Raw genomic sequence first — 14,470 nt, forward strand, 5'->3', positions numbered from 1 at the left:
ATGATTCAAGAAGAAGATTGGGATATGTCCGAACCGTAAATTTTCTCCACGATGCGTGGCTTTGCCGGTTCGGACCTGCCGGCGAGGGCTGGCGACCCCGGCTACCCTCGACGCGTGAGCACCACCGCCCCCGCCTCCCGTACCGCGCCCGTCTGGCCCGCCCTCGTGGCCGACGTCGTCGCCGTCGTCGCCTTCACCCTCATCGGCATCGCGTCCCACGACGGGTCGCTGATCGCCGCCTTCGGCCGCGTCGTGTGGCCGTTCGCGCTGGCCGCCGCGATCGGCTGGGCCTGGACCCGCGCGTGGCACGACCCGGCCCGCGTCTGGCCGACGGGCGTCATGATCTGGTTCACCACGGTGATCGGCGGCCTGGTGCTGCGCGGGGTCTCCGGCCAGGGCCTGGCGTGGTCGTTCGCGCTGGTCACGACGATCTTCCTGGCGATAACGATGCTCGGCTGGCGCGGCCTGGTCGCGGCCCTCCGGCGCGCCCAGGCCAGCGCGGCCCAAGACTGAGCCGTAGTGGACCGGGGGGACTGACTCGCCGAATCAAGACCAGCGAGTCAGTGACCTGGTCGGACCACGCGACTGACTCGCTGCCGCCGTCTGGTCGACGCGACAGCGACGGCGGCGGGACGCTACCCGCCCAGCGTCTCCAGGATCGCCGGGGCCAGGGCGCGGAACGCCTTGCCCCGATGCGAGATCGCGTTCTTCTCCTCCGGGTCCAGCTCTGCGGCGGTCCGACGGCGACCGCCGTCGGCAGCTCCCGCCCGGTCGTCGGCCCCGCCAACACCCGCGCCCGAACCCAGCGCCGCCTCGTCCGGGACCAGGATCGGGTCGTAGCCGAACCCGTTGCTCCCCCGCGGCGCGGTCTCCAGCACGCCCCGCATCTCGCCGAGGCGCACCTCCTCGCGCCCGTCGGGCGTGACCAGCGCCGCGGCGCACACGAACCCGGCCTGACGGTGCTCGGGACGTACGTCCCCGAGCTGGCCGAGCAGCAGCTCGAGGTTCGCGAGGTCGTCCCCGTGCTTGCCGGCCCAGCGGGCCGAGAAGATCCCGGGGGCGCCGCCGAGCACGTCCACGGCCAGCCCGGAGTCGTCGGCGACGGCGGGCAGCCCGGTCGCGGCGCACACCGCCCGCGCCTTGATGAGCGCGTTCTCGGCGAACGTCACGCCGTCCTCGACGGGCTCGGGCGCGCCGACCTCGCCCGAGGTGACCAGGCCGCCGTCGGGCAGCACCAGGCCGGAAGCGGCGAGGATAGCCAGGAGCTCCCCCACCTTCTTGCGGTTGTGCGTCGCGAGGACGAGCCGGGCGGCGGGCGGCACGATCAGGGAAGCCATGCCCCGATCATGCCAGCCGCCGCCCGCCTCGATGTACCTCGGGCCGGTACGCCTCAGCCCCGCACGCCTCAGGCCGGTGCACCGGCAAGGGCGGGCTCCCGCTGCCCGACGACGGCGCCGGCGACCGGCACCTCGTCGACCACCGGCGCCGCGCCGGAGTCGGGCGCCGCCGCACCGTCCAGGTATCGCCGGCTCATCGCCCGGTACTGCCGGCTGGCCAGCGCCGCCGCCGTCAGCCCCAGGCCGAGCACCGCGAGCAGCATGAGCACCAGAGCGATCCCCCGCGCGGGCCCGGTGCCGAACCAGCCGCCAATCAGGTCCGCGCCGGCGCCGTCGGTCATGAACGGCTGGAACACGAACTCGGTCAGCGGGCTGATGAGGAACGCCGTCAGCGGCGCAGCCACCATCTCGACGCTGTGCGCGAACCCGAGCACGCGCCCCTGCCGCTCGTACGGCACCACCTTCTGCAGCACCGTCTGCTCGGACGCCTCCGCGAACGGCATGACGAACAGGTACACCGCGAACCCGGCCACGAGCAGCACCACCGAGTGCTGCACGGGAAGCAGGAAGGTCGCGCCCCACATGACGAGGTTGACCACCAGCAGGGTCCGGACGGGGTTGCGCCCGACACCCCGCTTCGCCACGACCAGCCCGCCCAGGATCATGAAGACGCTGATCAGGCCCCAGGCCAGGCCCCACGCCTGGACCGACATGAGCGACAGCCCGTACGGGTCGGCGAGCGCCATGAGGCCGCCCGCCAGGAAGTTGTTCAGGAGCGTGAACCCGATCAGGGCCCACATCCCGGGGATGCTGCCCACGAGGCGGATGGTCCCGCGCAGGTCCACCTTCTTCGGCTCGTCCGCTGCCGCGGCCTCGGCGAGGGACTCCGGCACGCGCAGCCGGTGCAGGTGCCCGACGGCGGCGGCGAGCACGACGACCGCGAGGACCAGCACGCCGAGCATCCCGCTCGACGCCACGAGCAGGCCGCTGATCACCGAGGTCACCAGGTGCGAGATGCCAGACGTCGTGCCGGCCAGCCCGTTCGCCTTGTCCCGGCGCCCGTCGTCGAACAGGGCGGTGACAACCGTGGTCATCGCGATACTCCGCGGGTTGCCCGCCATCACACCGGCCATCACCAGGAGGACCAGCGCCCAAAGCTGGACGCTCGTCGGGTCGGTGAAGACCGCTGCGGGCGTCGCGACGTAGAGGCCGAGCGCCGCGAGGTAGAACCCCAGCGACACGACCGCCGACACCTGCATCACCGTCTTCTTGCGGTGGTGGTCCACGAGGGACCCGAACCACACGCCCGTGCCGACCATCGACACCAGGAAGATCCCGGAGATCACGCCGGCCGCGAAGACCGAACCCGTCTCCAGGTACACCCAGAACGTGACGGCGAACCAGGCGGTGAAGTTCGTGACCGACACCAGCGAGGTGTTCACCAGGAGGTGCGCGAAGGTGCGCACCTCGGGGTCCTGCAGGCGCAGCCGACCCGCGCCGTCCGACGCGGTGTGCGTCTCGTTCGTGCTCATCTCGGCTCCTCGAGCTCGCGGGTCCTTGTGAACCCTCCGTCAAGTCACTACGATGATCGTAGTGATCATGCAGGTATGACGAGGCGGGTCACCGGGACTCATCGGTCCGGCGCTGACGAGTTTTCCGGGCCGGGAAGGTCAGCCAGGAATCGGGCCCCACGAGGCGGCCCGGCGCACGGTCAGACGGACGGGAGGACACCATGAAGCGAGCGAGCGGCAAGTCCACCTGCCCGGTGAACTTCGGGCTGGAGGCGTTCGGTGACCCGTGGTCCCTGCTCGTGGTGCGCGACGTCGTGTACTTCGGCAAGCACACGTTCAACGAGTTCCTGGCGGGCGACGAGGCCATCTCGCCGAGCGTGCTGTCCGCCCGCCTCGACTCGCTGACCGACGCCGGGATCCTGCGCCGGTCCCCCGACCCGGTCGACCGGCGCCGCGTGCGCTACGACCTCACCGAGCGCGGCCTCGGCCTGATCCCGATCATGGTCGAGATCGCCGAGTGGAGCGCCGCGCACGACCCGGACACGGGCGCGCCTGCGGACTGGATCGCCCTCGTGCGGGAGAACAAGCCGGAGATGGTCCGCCGCTACGCCGAGACGGTGCGTCGGGGCGGGAGCGTCTTCGTGGGCGACGACAGCGTGCTGGCCCAGGTGCAGGCTCTGGGAGCCTGACCCGGGCCCAGCCGGCGCGCGTTGGTTCAGAGCTCCTGCGCGAGCGCGTCCTGCTGGATCTTGGCGAGCTCGGCGGTGCCGCCCACCGCGAGGTCGAGCAGCGCGTCGAGCTCGGCGCGGTCGAACGGCGCGTGCTCGGCGGTGCCCTGCACCTCGATGAACTTGCCGGCGCCCGTGACCACCACGTTCATGTCGGTCTCGGCGCGCACGTCCTCCACGTAGGGCAGGTCGAGCATCGGGGTGCCGTCGATGATGCCGACGGAGACGGCGGCGACCGAGTCCGAGAGCACCTGCTTGCCGCCCTTGATGTGCCCGTGCCTGCGGCCCCACGCGATCGCGTCGACGAGGGCCACGTAGGCGCCGGTGATCGCGGCGGTGCGGGTCCCGCCGTCGGCCTGCAGCACGTCGCAGTCGAGCACGATGGAGTTCTCGCCGAGCGCGCTCATGTCGACGACGGCGCGCAGCGACCGGCCGATGAGGCGCGAGATCTCGTGCGTGCGGCCGCCGATCTTGCCCTTCACGGACTCGCGCTGGCTGCGCTCGTTGGTGGCGCGCGGCAGCATCGCGTACTCGGCGGTGACCCAGCCCTCGCCGGATCCCTTGCGCCAGCGCGGCACGCCCTCCGTGAACGAGGCCACGCACAGCACGCGCGTGCGCCCGAACTCCACGAGCACCGATCCCTCGGCCTCGTCGAGCCAGCCCCGGGTGATCTTCACGGGGCGGAGCTGGTCGGTGGCGCGCCCGTCGGCGCGGACGACTGTGTTGGTGCTGGAGGTCATGCGCCCACCCTAACGAGCCGCACGGCCCGCCGCGTCAGCCGGACCGGTCACCCGGGTGACCCGTCCGGCCGGCACGTCGTCAGAGGTCGTAGACCGTGCCCGGCTGCGCGACGTCGACCGGGCCCGCGTAGGACCCGCGCGCCTCGGCCAGGGAGTCCGCGGGATCGTTCCACACCGGCAGGTGCGTGAGCAGCAGGCGGCGGGCGCCGGCGTCGGTCGCCACCTGGCCGGCGCGGCGGCCGGTGAGGTGGATACCGCGCTCGACGACGTCGTCGCGCCCCTCGAGGAACGCGGCCTCGCTGAGCAGCAGGTCGGCGTCACGCGCCAGCTCGACCACTGACGAGCACGCGTCGGTGTCCCCCGTGTACGCCAGCGTCGCCGTCCCGCCCGACGACGACGGGCCGGTCACCCGCACGCCGTACGTCTCGACCGGGTGGAACACCCGGTGCGGCTCGATGGTCAGCGGTCCCACCTCGACCAGCTTGTGCTCGGCCCAGGACTGGAAGTCGAAGTCGTTCTCCATGGTCTCGCCCGCACTGAGCCCGGACGAGTGCGCGAGGTGCCGCGCGGCGTCCGCGGGTCCGTAGACGGGCAGGCGCTTGGGCCGGCGGCCGGTGCGCAGCGAACCGTGCCGGGGGTGGTACCGCAGGTACACGTACAGGCCCGAGAGGTCCGCGCAGTGGTCGGGGTGCAGGTGCGAGATCGACACCGCGTCGAGCGCCATGGGATCCATGTGCCGCTGCAGGGCGCCGAACGCGCCGTTGCCGAGGTCGAGCAGGAGGTTCCAGTCACGCGGCTGGTAGCCGGCCGCGGCCGCCTCCGCGGCCGTGACCCGCACCAGGTACGACGACGCGGGCGTGGCCGGGCCCGGGAACGAACCGGAGACCCCGAGCGGGACGAGGCGCATCAGACGGCCTCCACGAGGGACACCTCGGGGCCGAGGAACCGGCCGGCCAGCTGCCCGAACGGGGCCGGGTCACCGGTGGTGAGGAACCGGTGCACGGGCGCACCGGCGTCTGGCGCGCGCTCGAGGTCGTGGGCCACGAGCGTGCGGTACACGTCCTTCGCGGTCTCGTCCGCGCTGGAGACCAGCGTGACCTCCTCACCCATGACGTAGGAGATGGCGCCCGCGAGCAGCGGGTAGTGCGTGCAGCCCAGCACGAGCGTGTCGACGCCGGCCGCCCTGACCGGGTCGAGGTACTCGTGCGCGAACTTCTGTACCTCCGGACCCGACGTCCTGCCCTCTTCGACGAAGCGTACGAACTCCGGGCAGGCCTGGCTCGTGATGGTCAGGCCGGGGGTGACGTGGAAAGCGTCGTCGTACGCCCGCGACTGCACCGTCGTGCGCGTGCCGATGACGCCGATCCGCCCCGACCGGGTGGCGGTCACCGCGGCCCGGGCCGCGGGCAGGATCACCTCGACCACGGGGATGCCGTGGCGCTGTTCGTACCGCTCGCGCGCGTCGCGCATCATCGCCGACGACGCCGTGTTGCACGCGATGACCAGCATCTTCACGCCGTCCGCCACGAGCCGGTCCATGGCGTCCAGCGCCATGGCGCGCACGGCGGCGATCGGCTTGGGGCCGTACGGGCTGTTCACGGTGTCGCCGAGATACCGGACCTGCTCGTTGGGCAGCTGGTCCAGGATGGCGCGCGCAACCGTGAGGCCGCCGAGGCCGGAGTCGAAGATGCCGATGGGCGCGTCGTTCACGGGGTGAAGCCTAACGAGGACATTGTTCCGGAACCGTTACCCGTGAGCCGCGCCACGCGTGACGCGTGACACGTTTCGGCAGGTCAGGGCATCAGGCTGGCTCACAGGGATGACGTGGCCGGGCCGGAGGGGCGCCGCCCCCGCAGCTCCGCGAGCATCACGTCCATCAGGGTCTCCTGGGCGTAGCCCGCCGCGACGAACACCCCCGACCAGAAGCGCCGCGCCGCGCGGCCGTCGGTGGCCACGGGGATCTCGCGACCGGCCTGCCGGTCCCACATGATCTCGTCGGTGAGCTGCATGACCTGGTCGTCGGTCTTCAGGCCGAGCCGCTCGGCGATCACGAGCCGTACGTCGGTGAGCGCCCCGGCGAACTGTTCGGCCTCCTCGCGCGGCACCCGCACCGGCGGCGGCGCCCCGTGCCGGCCCAGCGGCGAGGGAGCGTCCTCGCCCGAGGGCAGGTCGAGCAGCGCGGCGAACGCCTCGAGCCGCTCCACCTTGGCCTGGGCGACATCGTTCTGCGTGAGCCGGCGGAACTCGTCGGCGATGTCCGTGTCGTCCTTGCTCGCGTCCGGCAGGAGCCGCCGCGCCGCGGGGTCCGTCGGGATGCGTCCCACACCGGTCACGCCCGTGAGGCGCGCCAGGTCGGCGTCGGTCAGCTCGTCCGGGGCGAGAAGGCCGTTGGCCCACGCCTGGCCCTTGCCCGGGCCGGGGTGCGTCGAAGGGCCCGGGTCGTCACCGTCGGCGAACAGGTCCAGGCCCGCCTCGTCGCGGAGCATCTCGGCGACGTCGCGCGCCACCCTGGCCAGGACGACCCGCTCCACCGGTTCGAACCTTGCCTCGTAACCCCGCCGCATGGCGCGGAACGGAGTCATGCGGCTCCCCGCGCGCCCGACTCCTGCAGCGTGGCCCACAACCCGAACCCATGCATCGCCTGCACGTCCACCTCCATGCGTTCGCGCCCGCCGCTGGACACGACCGCGCGACCGTCCTTGTGCACCTGGGTCATGAGCCGTTCCGCCTTGACGCGCGGGTACCCGAAATAGCTCTCGAACACGTACGTCACGTACGACATCAGGTTCACCGGGTCGTTCCAGACGATCGTCACCCATGGGTCGGCAACCCCCGAGGCGATGTCCGCCTCAGTGTCCTCCTCGACGGCCGTCCCGGCTGACCCCATGGGCGTGAGCAGCGGCGGTGGGGAAGAAGTCACAGGTCTCACTCTAGGCGGTTTCGTCCCTCCGCTGGACACCCTTGTCCGAGATTTTCGCGAAGTTGTCGCCGGGCTGTGACCTCGGACCACCGGTCGGTCACGGGCGGTTCACCGAGCGGGTCCAGGTGCCGGTCCGAACTCAGTCGAGGAGGCCGTCCAGCCGGAGGTCCACGGTCGGGATGGCGGGGTCGCCCTTGGACAGACGACGCGCTCCGCGCGGCAGCTCGGCGCGCACCATACCGTGGTTGATCGCCGCGTTCGCGACCCCGTACGGGCCCACCCAGCGCGAGTCGACGGCGCCGTCGACGACCAGCGGGGCGAGCAGCGGACGCAGGTCGTCGCTCTGCGGGCTCCACTCCGCCACCGCCGTGTCCGGGCCGGTCACCATGATCTCCTCGACCGCGTACCCATCGCGGCCGTAGCGCCGCGCTGCCGCCTTGCGGCCGCCCACCGACGCCTTGTTGGCCGACGCCTTCGCCACCGGCTGCAGCACCCCCGACGCGTCGGCGCGCGCCACCAGCTTGTAGACCATGCCGCAGGTCGGCGCGCCTGAACCGGTAACGAGCGACGTCCCGACGCCGTACACATCCACGGGCGCGGCGGCCAGGGCCGCGATCGCGAACTCGTCGAGGTCGGAGGTGACCACGATCTTCGTGTCCCGGGCGCCGAGCGAGTCGAGCTGCTTGCGGACCTCCTGCGCCAGCCCGCCGAGGTCGCCCGAGTCGAGGCGCACCGCGCCCAGCCCGGTCCCCGCGACCTCGACGGCGGTCGCCACGCCCTGCTTCACGTCGTACGTGTCGACCAGGAGCGTCGTACCCGGCCCCAGCGAGGCGACCTGCGAGGCGAAGGCCTCCCGCTCGGTGTCGTGCAGCAGCGTGAAGGCGTGCGCGGCCGTGCCGATGGTGTCCAGCCCGTACCGCATCCCGGCCTCGAGGTTCGACGTGCCGGCGAAGCCACCGATCACGGCGGCCCGGGCCGCCGCGACGGCCGCCTGCTCGCTCGCCCGGCGCGAGCCCATCTCCAGCACGGGGCGGCCTCCGGCCGCGCTCGTCATGCGCGACGCCGCCGACGCCACCGCCGAGTCGTAGTTCAGGATCGACAGGATCAGGGTCTCCAGGAGCACTGCCTCGGCGAAGGTCCCCTCGACCTGCAGCACGGGCGAGCCGGGGAAGAACACCTCGCCCTCGACGTATCCCTGGATGGTCCCGGTGAACCGGTAGTTCGCGAGGTAGTCGAGGGTCCGGCGGTCCACCACGCCGTTGCCCTCGAGAAATGCCAGCTCGGCGTCCTCGAACACGAAGTGTGGCAGCGCTTCCAAGACGCGGCCGGTACCTGCCAGGACGCCGTAGCGTCGGCCCGCGGGCAGGCGCCGGGTGAACACCTCGAACACGCAGTGCCGGTGCGCGGTGCCGTCGGCGAGCGCCGCCTGGAGCATGGTCAGCTCGTACCGGTCGGTCAGCAGCGCGACCGACGGGCGCACCGCCGGAAGGGGTGCTGCGGGAAGCGGCCGCGGCTCTTTGACACCGTTGTCAAAGGCAGGCCACGAGTCTGTGAGCGAGGCGCCGATGCCCCGAAGCTCGTCGGTCATGGACTCACGGTAGGCCAGAGAACTGGCCAGGGCCGAGCGAATGCGGCCGTGACGGCCTCTTGTCTCACCATGCGGATCGTCTCGCTCCCGTACTACTTCTGTCCGACGAACCAGCGCCGGACCTGGGCCACGCGCGCGGTCAGCTGGTCGGCCGTCGCGAGCGGCACCTCGGGGCCGCCGCACTTGCGGCGCAGCTCGGCGTGGACCATGCCGTGCGGCTGCCCGCTGCGCTTGGCCCATGCGGAGACGAGCTTGGACAGCTCCTTGCGCAGCTCCGCCGCGCGACGGTGCTCCTGCTCGGACCGCTCGTTCTCCACCTCGCGGGCGGTCGGGGCTCCCCCGCGCGCCTTGAGGTGGTCCGCCTGGCGCTGCCGCAGCAGCGTCGCTACCTGGTCCGGCTCCAGCAGCCCGGGCAGCCCGAGGAAGTCCTGCTCCTCCGCCGAGCCCAGGTCCGCGCTCGTGCCGAACTCGCCCCCGTCGAACAGGACCCGGTCGAACGAGGCCTGGGCGTCGAGCGCCTGGAACGAGCCCAGCAGCTCGCTCGACGCCTTCTCCTCCTTGTTGGCCTCCGCGATCAGCGCGGCCTCCGGGTCGTACTCGATGCCCTGCTCCTCGGCCGTGCGCGGCCGGTCGAGCGCGTGGTCGCGCTCCTGCTCCATCGAGCCCGCCAGGTTCAGCAGCGGCGCGACGCTCGGCAGGAAGATCGACGCCGTCTCGCCGCGCTTGCGCGCACGGACGAACCGGCCGATCGCCTGCGCGAAGTACAGCGGCGTCGAGGCGCTCGTGGCATACACGCCGACGGCGAGGCGCGGCACGTCCACGCCCTCCGACACCATGCGCACGGCCACCATCCAGCGGTCCTCGCTCTGCGCGAACTCCTCGATGCGCCCGGACGCGCCTTCGTCGTCGGACAGGACGACGGTGGGGCGCTTGCCCGTGATCTCGTGCAGGTGCTTGGCGTAGGCGCGCGCGTTGTCCTGGTCCGTTGCGATGACCAGGCCACCGGCGTCGGGCACCGTGCGGCGCACCTCGGCGAGGCGCTTGTCCGCGGCCGCGAGCACCGACGGGATCCACTGCCCCTCCGGATCCAGCGCGGTACGCCAGGCCTGCCCGGTCATGTCCTTGGTCATGGCCTCGCCGAGGCGGGCGCTGACCTCGTCGCCCATCTTGGTGCGCCAGCGCATGTCGCCCGCGTAGGACATGAACAGGACGGGGCGGACCACGTGGTCGCGCAGGGCCTCGCCGTAGCCGTAGGTGTAGTCCGCCTTCGACCGGCGGATGCCCTCGGCGTCTGCCTCGTACTCGACGAACGGGATCGCCGACGTGTCGCTCCGGAACGGGGTGCCGGTGAGCGCCAGGCGGCGCTCCGCCGGCTCGAAGGCCTCGCGGACGGCGTCACCCCAGCTCAGGGCGTCACCGCCGTGGTGCACCTCGTCCAGGATCACGAGGGTGCGCGACGCCTCCGTGCGGGCACGGTGCAGCGCCGGCTTGGCCGCGACCTGCGCGTAGGTGAGCGCGACGCCGTCGTAGTGGGAGCCGTGCCTGCCCTGGGAGTTCTTGAAGTGGGGGTCGATGCGGATGCCGACGCGCGCCGCGGCGTCGGCCCACTGGGTCTTCAGGTGCTCGGTGGGCGCCACGACCGTGACGCGCCGGACGATGCCCTGCTCGAGGAGCTCGGTGGCGATGCGCAGCGCGAACGTCGTCTTGCCCGCGCCCGGGGTGGCGACGGCCAGAAAGTCCCGCGGGTTCTGCTCGCGGTACTGCTCCAGGGCCTCCGCCTGCCAGGCGCGCAGACTCGACGCCGTGCCCCAGGGGGCGCGGCGTGGAAAGGCAGGGCTGAGCGACGAAGCGGCCGCAGACGACGGTGTGTGGGGCAGCTGCTGCGGCTGGCTCGTCACTTGGTGGAGTCGCCCTCGCCGCCGTCCTGCGGATCGCGGAGACCGTCGTAGATCTCCTTGCACCTGGGACACACCGGGAACTTGCCCGGATCCCGGCCCGGGACCCAGACCTTGCCGCAGAGCGCGATCACTGGCTTGCCGCTCATGGCGGACTGCATGATCTTCTCCTTGCGCACATAGTGCGCAAAACGCTCGTGGTCTCCCGGCTCTGTCTCCTCCCGGGTCTCCTCGCGCTCGAGGACGCTCGTGCCGCCCTGCGTACTGGGCTCGTCCTGCGGGTTGGAGAGTGGTTCGGTCATGCCGAGAAGTCTACGCGGGACCACCGACAGCCTCACCGGCGGCACGCGCTCCCGAGCAGGTCCGGAGCCTCCGCCGGACAACGCGAGCGCAGAATCCCTTGCGGTGGTGTCGGTGACCACGGCTATAACTGTCTCCATGTCACATCCCAGCCCCGAGAGGAGCCTCACTCTGCCCGACGACGGCGCCGCCCCCGCGACCGACTTCGCCGAGACCCTGTCCAGCGCTCTGTCCGACAACCTGGCCGACAGCATGGCCGACGACCTGACCGACGCGCTCCCGGACGACCTGACCGGCGAGCTGCCGGTGACCGCTCCGTTCCCCCACGGCCTGCCCGAACCCGTCTGGCCCGACTTCGGCGACCACGACGAGGGCGCCCGCCGCGCCGTCGCCGCCGTCGCCGCCATGCTGGGCCGCCCCATCCCGGAACGCCCGAGAGAGCCCCGCTCCACGAGCGAGTGGCTCACGCGCCAGTGGGACGTCGAGGAGAGCACGCTCGTCAACGTCTCGCGCGACATGTCGCGCACCCTGCAGCGGCTGCACGCCTACGCGCTGCAGCGCTGGGTGGACCGGCACCCGGACGACGTCTCCGTGTTCGGCCCGGGCGGGGCACCGCAGCGCGCCGCGCTCGACCTCGGCAACGGCACCTCGGTCAGCGTGCCGGCCGTCGCCGCCGTGCTGTTCCCCGCCGGGTCCGCCTACGACACGCCGGTCGCCGTCGAGGTGGCCTACCGGTACGGCACCCCCACGGTGACCGCCTTCACCCCGCCGGGCGGGCTGGCGCTCGCCGAGCAGGTCCTCGCGGACCTGACCCGCACGCTCGAGGCGGACCACCCGTACCGCGGCGGCGTCCTGTCGGCGCGGCCCGGGAACGGCACCGTGGAGCTGACCCCGGTCAAGCACACGGTGCAGGTGCGCGGCGACGTCGTGCTGCCCGCCGACCTGTGGCGCGAGGTGGACCTGTTCTGCTCCAGCGTGACCACGCGCCGCGACGCGCTGCGCGCCCTGGGCCACACCACGTCGCGCGGGCTGCTGCTCGCCGGCAAACCGGGCGTCGGCAAGACGAAGCTCACGCGGGTGATCGCCACCGAGCTCGCGGGGCCGCTCACGGTGGTGCTCGTCACCGCCGAGGTGCTGCGCACCTGGATGACCGAGCTGTACGAGGAGATCCGCGGCCTGGGCCCGTGCCTCGTGGTGCTGGAGGAGATCGACTCCGTGGCGTCCAAGGGCTCGCGCGGGGACACCTCGTTCGCCGAGTTCCTCGACGCCCTGGACGGCACCCGCAGCTCGGACGACGTGCTCACCGTCGGCACCACGAACGACCCCGACGCCCTCGACCCCGCCGTGAAGCGCCCCGGGCGCTTCGACACCATCATCGAGGTGCCGCCGCCGGACCAGGCGGGACGCATGGCGATCCTGCGCCTCTTCCTGCCGCCCGACTCCCCGGTGGACGTGGACCTGGTCGCCTCCTACCTGGACGGCGCCACGGGCGCGGACCTGCGCGAGGTCGCCCGCCGCTCCATCCTGGAGCACGGTCCCGACGGCCTCACCACCAGCCGGGTCGCCGACGTGGCGACGTCCGGCCGGTGGAAGCCCGCCCCGGTGGCGGGGAACTACCTCTGACGTGCGCCTACAGGCCCTGCCAGCCGGGCTTGTCGGCGTACGTCTGCCGGTAGTAGTCGGCGAGCTGCAGGCGGGACGCCGCCGCGTCGTCGACCAGCACCGTGGCGTGCGGGTGCAGCTGCATGACGGTGGCGGGCCACATCGCCGAGACCGGGCCCTCCACGAGCTGGTGCACCGCCTCCGCCTTGGCCCGCCCGGAGGCGAGCAGCACGAGGTGCCGCGCGGCCATGATCGTGGCCAGGCCCTGGGTGAGGCAGTGCCGTGGCACGTCGTCGACGGACCCGCCGAAGAACCGCGCGTTGTCCTCGCGGGTCTGCTTCGTCAGGGTCTTGATCCGGGTGCGGGACGCGAGCGACGAGCCGGGCTCGTTGAACGCGATGTGCCCGTCGGTGCCGATGCCGAGGATCTGCAGGTCGACGCCGCCGGCGTCGGCGATGCTCGCCTCGTACGCGGCGCAGGCGGCCGGAAGGTCGTCGGCGAGCCCGTCCGGGCCCTTGACCGCTCCGGGCGCGAGGTCGACGCGGGAGGCGAACTCCTTCTCGATGACGTTGCGGTACCGCTCCGGGTGGTCCGCGGGCAGGCCCACGTACTCGTCGAGCATGAAGGCGCGGACGCCCGCGAACGAGAGCCCCTCCTTGTGCCGGGCGACCAGCTCGTCGTACACCGCGAGCGGCGACGACCCCGTGGCCAGCCCCAGCACCGCCTCGGGATTGCCCCGCAGCAGGCCTTCGACGGCGTCCGCCGCCAGCCGGGCGAGCTCGCCCGCGGGCGCGATCACGACCTCCATCAGCTTCTCCTTCCCAGCACCGCGGCACCCACCGCCGCGACCGGAACGTGCGTGGGTGCGAGCCGCACCCGGTCCGCCAGCTTGAGCGACCCGAGGAACGGCGACACCTTGGCCTGCTCGCGCAGCGCGTCCTGCACCGCGTCCAGCAGCTCGGTGCCGAGCTGCGCGACGCCGCCGCCGAGCACCACGTGGCGCACGTCGGTGGTCAGCACCAGCAGCCGAACCGCCGAGGCCGTGGCGGAGGCGAACCTGTCCTTGACCACTATCGCCTCCTCGTCGCCCGCGCGCGCCGCCTCGAACAGCTCCACCGGCGCCGGCTTGCCGTGCCGCGACGGCCACGCCGCCTCCAGCGCCTTGCCCGAGGCGAACCGCTCCAGGCAGCCACGCTGCCCGCACGGGCACTCCGGCCCGAGCGGGTCCACCGGGATGTGCCCGATCTCCCCCGCCGCACCGCTCACGCCGCGGCGCAGCTGCCCGTCGAGCACCAGCCCGGACGCGAGGCCCGTGCCGAGCGCGAGGAACGCGAGGTCCTCGTGGTCGCGTGCCTCGCCGTCCCGGTCGACCGATCGTTCCAGCACGTGCGCCGCTCCGACGGCGGCCACGTTGAGGTCGTTCTCGACCACCACGGGCACGCCGCCCAGCTCGCCGGACAGCAGGGCGGCGAGCGGCAGCTCGTCGTCGTGCACCCCGAGGTTGACCGCGTGCTTCACCGTGCCGGACGTGTGGTCGACGATGCCGGGGATGCCCAGCCCGACGCCCGCCAGGGCGGCGAGCTCCACCTCGCCGGACGCGACGACGTCCCGCACCGCCTGCGCCGCACCCGCGACCAGGCCCTCCGCACCGTGGACCGTGGACCGGCGCACCGTGGCGACCACGTCGCCCGCCGGGTCCAGGAGCGCGCCGAGGATCTTGGTGCCGCCGATGTCGAGGCCGACCGTGTACTCGCGCGTACGCCCGGTCTCGGACCGGGCGTCCCCCTGCAGCTTGCCGACCTTTCCCATCCTGACCTTTCGCTTGCTGGACTTGCCTGTGGACCTACCT

Annotated in this window: 15 protein-coding genes; 3 read left to right on the forward strand and 12 right to left on the reverse strand. The window is 72.5% G+C overall.

Annotated features, from left to right (window positions below; genetic code table 11):
• Positions 1 to 114 precede the first annotated feature (114 nt).
• Positions 115 to 513, forward strand: coding sequence for a DUF3054 domain-containing protein (locus C8K30_RS03750; RefSeq protein ID WP_233256951.1), 399 nt, complete (start codon positions 115 to 117; stop codon positions 511 to 513).
• A gap of 122 nt (positions 514 to 635) precedes the next feature.
• On the opposite strand, the gene C8K30_RS03755 is transcribed toward C8K30_RS03750, so the two are convergent.
• The gene (locus tag C8K30_RS03755) at positions 636 to 1,337 is read right to left on the reverse strand and encodes a non-canonical purine NTP pyrophosphatase (protein WP_108491500.1); all 702 of its coding nucleotides are present in this window, start codon (positions 1,335 to 1,337) and stop codon (positions 636 to 638) included.
• Between the two features lie 68 nt (positions 1,338 to 1,405).
• Positions 1,406 to 2,869, reverse strand: a complete 1,464-nt coding sequence (locus C8K30_RS03760; protein ID WP_108491501.1) for an MFS transporter — start codon at positions 2,867 to 2,869, stop codon at positions 1,406 to 1,408.
• Positions 2,870 to 3,069: 200 nt separating this feature from the next.
• On the opposite strand from C8K30_RS03760, the gene C8K30_RS03765 reads away from it, so the two are divergent.
• Positions 3,070 to 3,537: a helix-turn-helix domain-containing protein gene (locus tag C8K30_RS03765; protein WP_108491502.1), complete on the forward strand. Its 468-nt coding sequence runs from the start codon at positions 3,070 to 3,072 to the stop codon at positions 3,535 to 3,537.
• 26 nt (positions 3,538 to 3,563) lie between these two features.
• Here the strand turns inward: C8K30_RS03765 and rph are convergent, their stop codons facing one another.
• From rph to C8K30_RS03805, 8 genes are all read right to left on the reverse strand, one after another.
• The gene (rph, locus tag C8K30_RS03770) at positions 3,564 to 4,316 is read right to left on the reverse strand and encodes a ribonuclease PH (RefSeq protein ID WP_108491503.1); all 753 of its coding nucleotides are present in this window, start codon (positions 4,314 to 4,316) and stop codon (positions 3,564 to 3,566) included.
• Between the two features lie 79 nt (positions 4,317 to 4,395).
• Positions 4,396 to 5,223 carry an MBL fold metallo-hydrolase gene (locus C8K30_RS03775; protein WP_108491504.1) on the reverse strand — a complete coding sequence of 276 codons (828 nt, stop codon included), beginning with the start codon at positions 5,221 to 5,223 and terminating at the stop codon, positions 4,396 to 4,398.
• A complete protein-coding gene (gene murI, locus C8K30_RS03780; RefSeq protein WP_108491505.1) occupies positions 5,223 to 6,026 on the reverse strand; it encodes a glutamate racemase in 804 nt (267 codons plus the stop codon). Before murI ends, C8K30_RS03775 begins: the two co-directional genes overlap by 1 nt.
• 101 nt (positions 6,027 to 6,127) lie before the next feature.
• Positions 6,128 to 6,898 carry a DUF2017 family protein gene (locus C8K30_RS03785; RefSeq protein WP_108491506.1) on the reverse strand — a complete coding sequence of 257 codons (771 nt, stop codon included), beginning with the start codon at positions 6,896 to 6,898 and terminating at the stop codon, positions 6,128 to 6,130.
• Positions 6,895 to 7,203: an ATP-dependent Clp protease adapter ClpS gene (gene clpS / locus C8K30_RS03790; RefSeq protein ID WP_108491507.1), complete on the reverse strand. Its 309-nt coding sequence runs from the start codon at positions 7,201 to 7,203 to the stop codon at positions 6,895 to 6,897. The genes C8K30_RS03785 and clpS overlap by 4 nt, the downstream gene beginning before the upstream one ends.
• Positions 7,204 to 7,375: 172 nt before the next feature.
• Complete coding sequence (locus C8K30_RS03795) at positions 7,376 to 8,824, reverse strand: nicotinate phosphoribosyltransferase (RefSeq protein ID WP_108491508.1); 1,449 nt, start codon at positions 8,822 to 8,824, stop codon at positions 7,376 to 7,378.
• A gap of 92 nt (positions 8,825 to 8,916) precedes the next feature.
• A complete protein-coding gene (locus C8K30_RS03800) occupies positions 8,917 to 10,722 on the reverse strand; it encodes a DEAD/DEAH box helicase (RefSeq protein WP_108491509.1) in 1,806 nt (601 codons plus the stop codon).
• A complete protein-coding gene (locus C8K30_RS03805; protein WP_108491510.1) occupies positions 10,719 to 11,021 on the reverse strand; it encodes a DUF3039 domain-containing protein in 303 nt (100 codons plus the stop codon). Before C8K30_RS03805 ends, C8K30_RS03800 begins: the two co-directional genes overlap by 4 nt.
• 136 nt (positions 11,022 to 11,157) lie before the next feature.
• Here C8K30_RS03805 and C8K30_RS03810 point away from each other — a divergent pair, with 136 nt between their 5' ends.
• Positions 11,158 to 12,642, forward strand: a complete 1,485-nt coding sequence (locus C8K30_RS03810; RefSeq protein ID WP_108491511.1) for an ATP-binding protein — start codon at positions 11,158 to 11,160, stop codon at positions 12,640 to 12,642.
• Between the two features lie 7 nt (positions 12,643 to 12,649).
• Here C8K30_RS03810 and nagB read toward each other — a convergent pair whose 3' ends face one another.
• Both nagB and C8K30_RS03820 read right to left on the reverse strand, forming a co-directional pair.
• Positions 12,650 to 13,429 (reverse strand): glucosamine-6-phosphate deaminase, encoded by a 780-nt coding sequence (nagB, locus tag C8K30_RS03815; RefSeq protein ID WP_108491512.1) that lies wholly within the window; start codon positions 13,427 to 13,429, stop codon positions 12,650 to 12,652.
• Positions 13,429 to 14,430: an ROK family protein gene (locus C8K30_RS03820; protein WP_108491513.1), complete on the reverse strand. Its 1,002-nt coding sequence runs from the start codon at positions 14,428 to 14,430 to the stop codon at positions 13,429 to 13,431. Before C8K30_RS03820 ends, nagB begins: the two co-directional genes overlap by 1 nt.
• Positions 14,431 to 14,470: the final 40 nt, after the last annotated feature.

This window comes from Promicromonospora sp. AC04, from assembly GCF_003058225.1.
In the GTDB taxonomy this organism is placed as follows: Bacteria; Actinomycetota; Actinomycetes; order Actinomycetales; family Cellulomonadaceae; genus Promicromonospora.